Here is an 8,731-nt window from a genome sequence, read left to right as displayed (position 1 = left end):
CGGCGTCGTCGTTCGCCGCCGTCGCAGCACTCGCCGCGCGGGACGGAAGCCGCATCGTCGTGGTGGGAGACGACGGCGATGCCGCTGTAGCCGACGAGATCGTGCGGCTCTCCCTCGACAGCGCGCCCGGCACCGACATCCGGTCGGTGGCAGGAGAGCTGTCGCTGGGCGGGCTCACCGGCGTGCTGGCGGCGAGCGCCGTGATGGTCGGCAATGACAGCGGCCCGCGGCACCTGGCCCAGGCGGTCGGCACGCCGACCGTCGGAATCTACTGGATCGGCAATGTCATCAACGCCGGGGCCATGGGACGCACCCTGCACCGGGTCCATCTCTCCTGGGTGACCGCCTGCCCGGTGTGCGGCGTGGACGTCACCCAGGTGGGCTGGACCGCCGAACGCTGCGAGCACGACGACTCCCTCGTCGAGTCGGTCCGGCCCGCCGCCGTCTACGAGGATGTCCGCGAACTCAGGGCCACGAGCCTTCTTCTTCGTGGGCGATGACCATCTGGCGGATCTCGCAGCCCCGTGGCTGCGAGAGCGCAAACAGGATGGCTGCGGCGACGCGCTCCGGGTCATTGAGCCGAGAGTCATCCTGCGGCCTGTACTGCTCGTCGCGGTCGTCGAAGAACCGCGTCTTCATGCCGCCGGGAATGATGGTGGTGACACCGATCTGCCCGGTGGTCTCCGCCGCCAGCGCGTGTGAGAATCCGATCACCCCGAACTTCGAGGCACAGTACGCGGTGGCATCGGCCACGGCCTTGATGCCGAGCGTCGAGGCGATCGTCACGATCCGCCCGTGGGTCTGCAACAAGAAAGGAAGCGCTGCGCGGGCGGTGGAAACAGTGCCCATCAGGTTGACGCCCACCACCTTCTCCCACTGGTCGGCGGGCACGTCACTGAGCGCCCCGCAGCGGTCGATCCCTGCAGCGGTAACGACGGCGTCGAGTCCGTCCATCGTTTCGGCGGCTTCCGTGACCGCGGCCTCAACTGCTGCCCGGTCGGCCACATCGACAGTGAACGCCTTGACGCCGGTGACCCGGCTGGTGTCGAGGTCGAGCACCACGGGCGTTCCGCCGGCAGCGAGCACGGCCTGAACGACGGCGGCGCCGAGTCCGGAGCCTCCCCCCGTCACCAGGACGCGTCCCGGGTTGAAGGAACTGCCTGCTGTGGCCGTGGAGTTGGCTGTTTCGAGCGTCATGTGTCTTCCTTTCGATTGCTGGAATGGAACTGCCTGGGGGTCCGCTCCGCGCGCGGTCAACCCACCCTGGCGAGCGCGGCGGCCAGTTTCGTGGTCGACCGTGCAGGGATGTAGGGAACGGTGACGGTGCGGCCGCCCCAGCTGCTCACGAGCTTCGCCTCGGGGAGGTCCTTGGCTGCGTAGTCGCCTCCCTTGACCCAGATGTCCGGCCGGAGCCGGGCGATCGCGTCCTCGGGCGTCGACTCGTCGAAGACCAGCACCGCGTCGACGCACTCAAGGGCCGCCAGCAGCTCAGCGCGGTCCTCCTCCCCCATGATGGGCCTCGATTCGCCCTTGAGCCCCCGGACGGAGGAGTCGGAGTTGAGGCAGACGATCAGGCAGTCGCCGAGCCTGCGGGCGGCGGCGAGGGTGCGGGCGTGCCCGGCGTGGAGCAGGTCGAAGCACCCGCCGGTCGCCACCACCGTGCCGCCTGCCTCGCGGGTGCGCCGGGCGACATTCAGTGCATCGTGGCCCGGCGCATTGAGTTCCCGGGGCTGCTCCGGCTGCGGGGTCAGCAGCGTGGACACTCCTCCCGCGGCAAGGAAGGTTGCGGCCGCCTGCGCGGCCGCCTGGGCCGCCGCATCGACGGCGAGACCGGCGGTGAGGTGCACGGCGAGGGACGACGCGAAGCGGTCACCCGCACCGCAGGGATCCATTACTGACACCCTCGGAGCCGGGACCACCTGGGGAAGTGCGCCGCGGACCGCAACGAGGGCACCCTGCCCTCCCATGGTGACGACCACCGCTCCGCTCCTCCAGCGGTCGAGGAGCACCTCGGCTGCCGCGGCGGCCGCCTGCGCCCCGCTCCCCTCCACACCGGTGAACAGCAGGGCCTCGAGGAGATTGGGTGTGACCGCGGTGGCGCCGGGGATCGGGTCGGCGCCGGCCGGGTGCGGATCCCAGATGACGGGTATCCGTCCGAGCTGGTGCGCCAGGGCCGCCCGAAGCTCAGGGTTCGCCGTCAGTCCGCGCCCGTAGTCGGCCACGACGATCGCGTCGGCGGATTCCAGGGCAGTCAGCATTTCCGTTGTACATGCCGGCACCGGAGGCCTGGCACACCCCTCGTCGAAGCGCACCACCGCCTGTCCGGCCGCGCGGACGCGTGTCTTGACCGGCGTCGGAGCGCCCGATGGCCCGTAGGTCAGGGCAATGCCGTCGAGTTCGGCGCGCAGCAGCCCGGCGGCGTCGTCGCTTCCCAGGACGGTGACGAGGCCGGTTTCGTGCCCGTCGAGCTGGAGCATCCGGGCCACGAGTCCCGCTCCTCCGGCTCGGCGCCGTACCGCGTCCACGTCGACCACGGGAACCGGCGCATCCGGCGACAGCCTGCCCGCGTCCCCCGAAAGGTCTGTGTCCAGCAGGACATCGCCCACCACGAGTATCTTCACTGCCCTGCCCTCCGTCGTCCCAGCACCTCGGCGTCGAACGCCCGGCATAGCGCGTGCAGGGCCATCAGGTGGCCCTCCTGGGCGTTCGCCGACCCGGCGTCGATCGCCACGTACTCGTCCACGCAGTCGATCAGCGGGTTGGGGCCCGCTCCCGTCAGGGCCCAGGTGGTGATTCCCGCATCCCGGGCTGCCGCCGCCGCGTTCAGGAGGTTGGGGCTCTTTCCGCTGGTGCTCAGCAGCACCAGGATGTCCCCGGGCCTCCCGTGCGCCCGGACCTGCCGGGCGAAGACCTGGTCGAATCCGTAGTCATTGGCGATGGCGGTCACGGCGGAGCTCTCCGCGTGCAGCGAGATGGCCGAGAAGGGCTCCCGCTCACCGTCGAACCGGCCGACGAGCTCTGCCGTCAGGTGCTGCGCCTCGGCCGCCGAGCCGCCGTTGCCTGCGGCGAGGACGCGCTGACCTCTCAGCAACCGATCGGCGAGTTCAACTCCCCATCGTGCGAGGTGGTCGGACTGGACGAACAGCGACTGCAGGGCCGGCATCACCCCGCGAAGATGGTTCCGGACCAGTTCCCCGGGCGCCGGGTCCGGCTGCGGCTCACCAGCATGCAGGGGCGTCAGTAAGCTGCTCGCTTCGGCGCTCACAGTGCCCTCCCTCCCGTGCTCTCGAGATGTCTGGCGGAACCTCTTCCGTCGAACTCCTCCACAGCCGCACTGCCGCTGCGGAGTGCCAGCTGATAGGCCTTCTCGGTGTCCGCCGCAATCCTGCTCCAGGAATAGCGCGCACGCACCCTGCGGTTCCCGTTCCTGCCCAGCCCGCGGGCCCATTCAGGATCGGCCAGGACCTCGGCCACGGCGCGCGCGATGGCCTGCGGATCCTGCGGCGGAACGTGCACCCCCGTGCGGCCGTCCACCACCGTATCCACGAGCCCGCCCACAGCGGCGGCGATCACCGGCACTCCGCAGCCCATTGCCTCCAGCGGCACGATGCCGAACGGTTCGTACCACGGAGCGCAGACGACGGCGTCGGCGCTGCGCAGTAGAGCAGGCATCTCGCCCCGCTGTACCTGGCCGCGCAGCTCCACCTGGTCCGCGACACCCAGCTCTCGGGCGAGGGTTCTCAGCCGCTGCGCCTCGGGGTCCCCGTCGAGCCCCGCTGAGCTGCCGGGACCGCCCACGATCACCAGTTCGACGTCGTCGTGCCCGATGTCCTTGAGCTCACGCAGCGCGCGGATCACCAGGTCCATGCCCTTCCGCGGCACGAGGCGGCCGACACTGACAATACGGTGGGACGCGCCCCTCGCTTCGGCCGGACCGTTGGGCGTGAAGAGGTCGAGGTCGACGCCGCAGGGAGCAATGGATACCCGGTTCCCGGCCACCCCCATCGACTTCAGTTCGAAGACCTCGTCGGTGCAGGTGGCAATCACACGGCGCGCACTGCGGCCCACCATCGCCTCGAGCAGAATCCGGTCGGCGGGGCTGGTGTCGTCGGTGCCCTGGTGCCGTTGCTTGACGGTGCCCAGTGCGTGGAAGGTCTGCACCACTTCGACGGGGCGGCCGGCTGTCCGCGAGCGGCCGGCGGCGTCGAGCGCTGCCAGGCCGGACATCCAGAAATGTCCGTGCACGATCTCCGGGGGCCGCGTGCCCCAGTCGGCAAGAATGCCCTCGGCGAGTTCCCCCATGTAGGGCAGCAGGCCGTCCTTGGCGACGACGCGCGCGGGTCCTGCTGCCACGTGGACCACCTCGAGCCGGGGGCCGGTGCGCACGCGGTCGGGTAGGAAAGGATCATCGCGCCGGGTGTACACCGTGACATCGTGTCCGCGCCGTGACAGCGCGAGGGAAAGCTCCGCCACATGCACGTTCTGGCCGCCGGCATCCACCCCTCCGAGCGCTGCCAATGGACTGGCATGCTCCGATACCATCGAAATTTTCACTGGGCTCCCCTCTCGGTTACTGCCAGGACGCGGGAGCGCCCTGCTGTCCGCTCCAGGACGCTGTCCCAGTCGGCAAGGAATCGGTGCAATCCGTAGCGTTCGAGCGCGGCCGCGCGTGCAACGGTACCGCGCGCCCGTGCCTCGTCCGGATCATCGAGCAGCAGCCTGGCCATCCGGCGGAGGTCCTCGATGTTTGTCGACACGGCACCGGCCCCGGGAGGAACGGCGCGTGCCGCTTCGGTGGTGGCCAGCGCGAGCACCGGCATGCCGAGATGCATCGCCTCGAGCAGCGCCAGTCCCAGGGAGGTCCACCGCAGCGGATGCAGATAGGCGCGGGAACGTGCCAGGCGCGCGTGGAGCTGCGCCGTCGGGAGGTCTCCCCCGATCCTGATCCGCGCCGGGTCGAGGCCCGCGGCCTGTGCCAGGCCGGACGTGCCCATGCCGAACACCTCCAGCGGGGCGAGATCCGTGAAGCGTCCCAGCAGGTCGGTTCCCGTGACGCGGCCCCTGCGGACCGGCTCGTTGATGACCACAGCAAGCTGTTCCGACTCCCCGGTGTACCGATGGCCAGGGTCCACGATCCCGTGTTCGATCACCGTGGTGGGCGCTATGCCGCTATCCCAGAACAGGTCGTTGAAGTGGGTGACGTGTACGATCGGGATCTCGGTCTGGCTCCGCAGCGGGTGCCCGGTGGAGGGGACGCCGCCCTTGGGGGTGTTGTGTTCGAGGAAGACCGCCGGGAGGTTCCGGCCGGGCGTCCGGCCCAGCAACCTTCCGCACTCCTCGATCTCTTCGACGCGCTGGAGGACCACGACGTCGAAATCCTGGTCCCGCAGGTCCTCGGTCGCCACCTCGAGGACGGTGGGCGGCCAGTCGCGGCCGGCCCGGCCGAGGCCCCACGCGCCGCCCACGGCACTGGTGGGCAGCACGTAGGTGTGGTCCCCCCGCACGAAGGCGTCGGTCCACCCTCCGTGGACGTGCCACAGCAGGATCCTCATGGAGTTCCCTTTCTCCGGCGCCTGCCGTCGGTGCGTCCTATACTGCGGCGGGACCCCAGCGAGGACACGCCCGAGCTGAGCCTCAGCACCGCCTCCACGACGTCCTCGGGTGACACCCCGGACAGGCAGGGATGTCCCTGCACCGGGCAGGTGCGCGCCCTGCTTCCGGCGCAGGCAGCGTGCTGGTCCCCCAGCAGCTCGACGGGCACACGATACGGGGCCCAGCGGACGGCCGGCACCACCGGCGAGAACAGGCAGACAACCGGCGTTCCGACGGCGGCGGCGAGGTGCGCCGGCCCGGTGTTTCCGGTGATCACGACGGTTGCCCCCTCCAGCACCGCCCCCAGGGTACGAAGGTCGGTGCGCCCGCCCAGGTCGATGCCCTCGGGCCCGGCGACAGTGGCCGTGAGTTCCCTCTCAGCCGGGCCCCCCGTCACTACGACGCGGAAGCCCGCCGCAGTGAGGAGCTCCACTGCCGCAGCGTGGTGAAGGGGCGGCCACGCGCGCGAGGGGACTGCTGCCCCCGGGTGGACCGCGATGTAGGGACTTCCGCCCACGAGGTGGCGAACGTCGGGAAGTTCGGTCACCCGGAGGCGGCCGTCGTCGTCGTCCTGCAGCACGAAACCTGCCGCATTGGCGATGCCGAGCGCGCGCTCCGCTTCGGGCTGGTCCTCGGGGAAATCCTCACCGGGCCTCAGGCGCACGTCGAGCAGGCTTCCCGCATAGTCCACCGACGCTCCGGTGATCCGTTCCACTCCGGCAAGCCGCAACAGCAATGCCAGCGGAAGCGGGGACTGGTGGAAGGAGGTGAGGATCACGGCTTCCTCGACGCCCGCGCCGGACACGTAGTCCACCAGGCTGCCGGTTCGTGCGGGGGTGATCGCCGGAGCGGGATCGACGATCCATGGCGCCTCCCACGTGAAGACATCGGCCACGCCCGGAAGCAGGCGCGCTGCCGGCGCGCCCTGCGGTCCGCACAGCATCACGACGTCGCTCGCCGCCGCCTCGCGTCGTCCTGCGGCGACCGCCCGCACTGCCGGGCCCGCCAACAGCACGTCTCCGGCGCTGTCGAGCCGGGCCACGAGCACCCTGGCGCTCACTTACCGTTCCCCCACAGCAGCTCGAGGGCGCCCGCCAGGTCGGGGGCGACGAGTGCTGCTGCTTCGACTTCCTCACGGCGCGTTCCTGGCGTGGGGACGAGCACGCCCCTGGCACCGGCGGCGGCTGCGGCGTCGACGTCTGCTCCGATATCGCCGATCAGTGCCATCTCCGACGGGTCGATGCCGAGCCTGCGGGATGCGCTCAGAACCATTCCCGGCTCCGGTTTCCTGCAGGCACACCCGTCACCGTTCCCGTGCGGACAGACTTCCCAGACCTCGAACGGACCAAGGAGTTCCTCCACCCGGGCATTGACGGCGTCCACCTGGCCGCGGGTGAGAAGGCCGCGGGCGATTCCCGACTGGTTGGTCACCACGCCGAGTGGAACTCCGGCCTTCCGCAGTGCGTCGAGCACCTGCCGCGCTCCCTCCACTTCCCGCACCAGCTCCGGGTCCCCGTTGTACGGCACATCGACCACGAGCGTGCCGTCGCGGTCGAACAGGACCGCCCTGGGCGCCGCAGCGGAGTCGATGGGGAAAAACGTCATACAAGCTCTGTTCCCGAGAAGAAGCAGTGCTAAACACTTGAGGGGGAACTTCTTCTTCCCCTGCCCCTCCGGCTGGTCACGGCGGCACTGTCAACTGCCAATAGATGGACCGGAAGAAATCCTGACGAAGGTGACCAGTTCGGAGGTCCCCTGTACCGTGGAGAAGGTGAGCGCCGTCCCTTCACCGACCGTGACCCTGTCCAACCAGTTCGCCCGCGACCTTGCGGAGATGGCCGTCCCCTGGGAAGCCGAAAAGGCTCCCGACCCCCGGCTCCTCGTGCTCAACGAGCCGCTTGCCGCCGAGCTGGGCCTGAGCCCCGCGTGGCTGCGGAGCCCGGACGGCCTGCGCCTGCTGGTCGGCGACCTGGTTCCCGTCGGTGCCACTCCGGTGGCGCAGGCCTACGCCGGGCATCAGTTCGGCGGATTCAACCCGCGTCTAGGCGACGGGCGCGCACTCCTGCTGGGCGAGGCCGCCGACGCCGAAGGGCACCTCCGCGACATCCACCTCAAAGGTTCCGGCCGCACTCCCTTCGCGCGCGCCGGCGACGGACTGGCTGCCGTCGGCCCGATGCTGCGCGAATACGTCATCAGCGAGGCGATGCACGCCCTTGGCATACCGACGACACGCTCCCTCGCCGTGGTGGCAACGGGAAGGTCGGTACGCCGCGAGACCCTGCTGCCGGGCGCCGTGCTCACCCGGGTCGCGGACAGCCACCTGCGCGTGGGCAGCTTCCAGTACGCCCGCGCCACGGGCGACATCGACCTCCTGCGCCGCCTCGCCGATCACGCCATCGCCCGCCACTATCCCGACGCCGCAGAGGCCCAACACCCGCACCGCTCGCTCTTCGAGGCGGTGGTCGCCGCGCAGGCGTCGCTGGTAGCCCGATGGATGCTCGTGGGGTTCGTCCACGGGGTCATGAACACCGACAACATGACCATCTCGGGCGAGACCATCGACTACGGACCGTGCGCATTCCTGGAGGCCTTCGACCCGGCCACTGTCTACAGCTCGATCGACCACGGCGGGCGCTACGCCTACGGGAACCAGCCCGTCGTGGCGCAGTGGAACCTCGCCCGGCTCGCCGAGGCCCTCCTGCCCCTCTTCCATGAGGACCAGGACCAGGCGATCCCACTGGCGATGGAGTCACTCGACGCGTTTCCCCGGCAGTACAGCGCCGCCTGGTCGGACGGGATGAGGACCAAGCTGGGGCTGTCCGGGGTGTCCGCAGTGCCCGACAGCAGGGACGACGCCACCATTCCGTCCCTGGTGGATGACCTGCTCACCCTGCTCCGGGAGGACCGCATCGATTACACATCGTTCTTCCGCAGGCTCGGCGCAGCCGCCCGCGGCGTGACGGGGCCCGCGCGGGCCCTCTTTCCGGATGCGACGGCGTTCGACGCCTGGCTGGAGCGCTGGCGCGCGCTCGGGCCGGACGCCGACGGGATGGATCGGGTCAATCCCGTCTATATCCCGCGCAACCATCTCGTCGAGGCCGCCCTCGACGCTGCCACCGGCGGCGACCAGGAGCCGTTC

9 protein-coding genes are annotated in these 8,731 nt (G+C 70.3%); 2 read left to right on the top strand and 7 right to left on the bottom strand.

Annotation, left to right across the window (positions count from 1 at the left end; all coding sequences use genetic code 11):
- A partial coding sequence (locus tag Y704_RS22160) for a glycosyltransferase family 9 protein (RefSeq protein WP_162149426.1) occupies positions 1-500 on the top strand: 500 nt, incomplete at its 5' end.
- Here Y704_RS22160 and Y704_RS0116300 read toward each other — a convergent pair.
- Genes Y704_RS0116300 through Y704_RS0116270 form a run of 7 tightly spaced genes read right to left on the bottom strand, consistent with a single transcriptional unit; the run spans position 466 to position 7,197 of the window.
- Complete coding sequence (locus Y704_RS0116300; protein WP_051477274.1) at positions 466-1,197, bottom strand: SDR family oxidoreductase; 732 nt, start codon at positions 1,195-1,197, stop codon at positions 466-468. The genes Y704_RS22160 and Y704_RS0116300 overlap by 35 nt on opposite strands.
- Before the next feature lie 56 nt (positions 1,198-1,253).
- A complete protein-coding gene (locus tag Y704_RS0116295; RefSeq protein ID WP_026550891.1) occupies positions 1,254-2,621 on the bottom strand; it encodes a PfkB family carbohydrate kinase in 1,368 nt (455 codons plus the stop codon).
- A complete protein-coding gene (locus tag Y704_RS0116290; protein WP_253904380.1) occupies positions 2,618-3,232 on the bottom strand; it encodes a D-sedoheptulose-7-phosphate isomerase in 615 nt (204 codons plus the stop codon). The genes Y704_RS0116295 and Y704_RS0116290 overlap by 4 nt, the downstream gene beginning before the upstream one ends.
- 29 nt (positions 3,233-3,261) lie before the next feature.
- The gene (locus Y704_RS22155; protein WP_051477273.1) at positions 3,262-4,554 is read right to left on the bottom strand and encodes a glycosyltransferase; all 1,293 of its coding nucleotides are present in this window, start codon (positions 4,552-4,554) and stop codon (positions 3,262-3,264) included.
- Positions 4,551-5,552 (bottom strand): glycosyltransferase, encoded by a 1,002-nt coding sequence (locus Y704_RS0116280; protein WP_026550889.1) that lies wholly within the window; start codon positions 5,550-5,552, stop codon positions 4,551-4,553. Before Y704_RS0116280 ends, Y704_RS22155 begins: the two co-directional genes overlap by 4 nt.
- Complete coding sequence (locus Y704_RS22150; protein WP_051477272.1) at positions 5,549-6,652, bottom strand: glycosyltransferase family 9 protein; 1,104 nt, start codon at positions 6,650-6,652, stop codon at positions 5,549-5,551. The genes Y704_RS0116280 and Y704_RS22150 overlap by 4 nt, the downstream gene beginning before the upstream one ends.
- Positions 6,649-7,197 carry a D-glycero-alpha-D-manno-heptose-1,7-bisphosphate 7-phosphatase gene (locus Y704_RS0116270; RefSeq protein ID WP_051477271.1) on the bottom strand — a complete coding sequence of 183 codons (549 nt, stop codon included), beginning with the start codon at positions 7,195-7,197 and terminating at the stop codon, positions 6,649-6,651. Before Y704_RS0116270 ends, Y704_RS22150 begins: the two co-directional genes overlap by 4 nt.
- A 166-nt stretch (positions 7,198-7,363) precedes the next feature.
- Here Y704_RS0116270 and Y704_RS24665 point away from each other — a divergent pair.
- Positions 7,364-8,731: protein adenylyltransferase SelO (locus Y704_RS24665; protein WP_035773198.1), on the top strand; the 1,368-nt coding region annotated here is incomplete at its 3' end.

Origin of the sequence: Arthrobacter sp. Br18, from assembly GCF_000520555.1 — a bacterium.
GTDB lineage: Bacteria > Actinomycetota > Actinomycetes > Actinomycetales > Micrococcaceae > Arthrobacter_D.
This window is presented reverse-complemented; position numbering and strand designations above follow the sequence as displayed.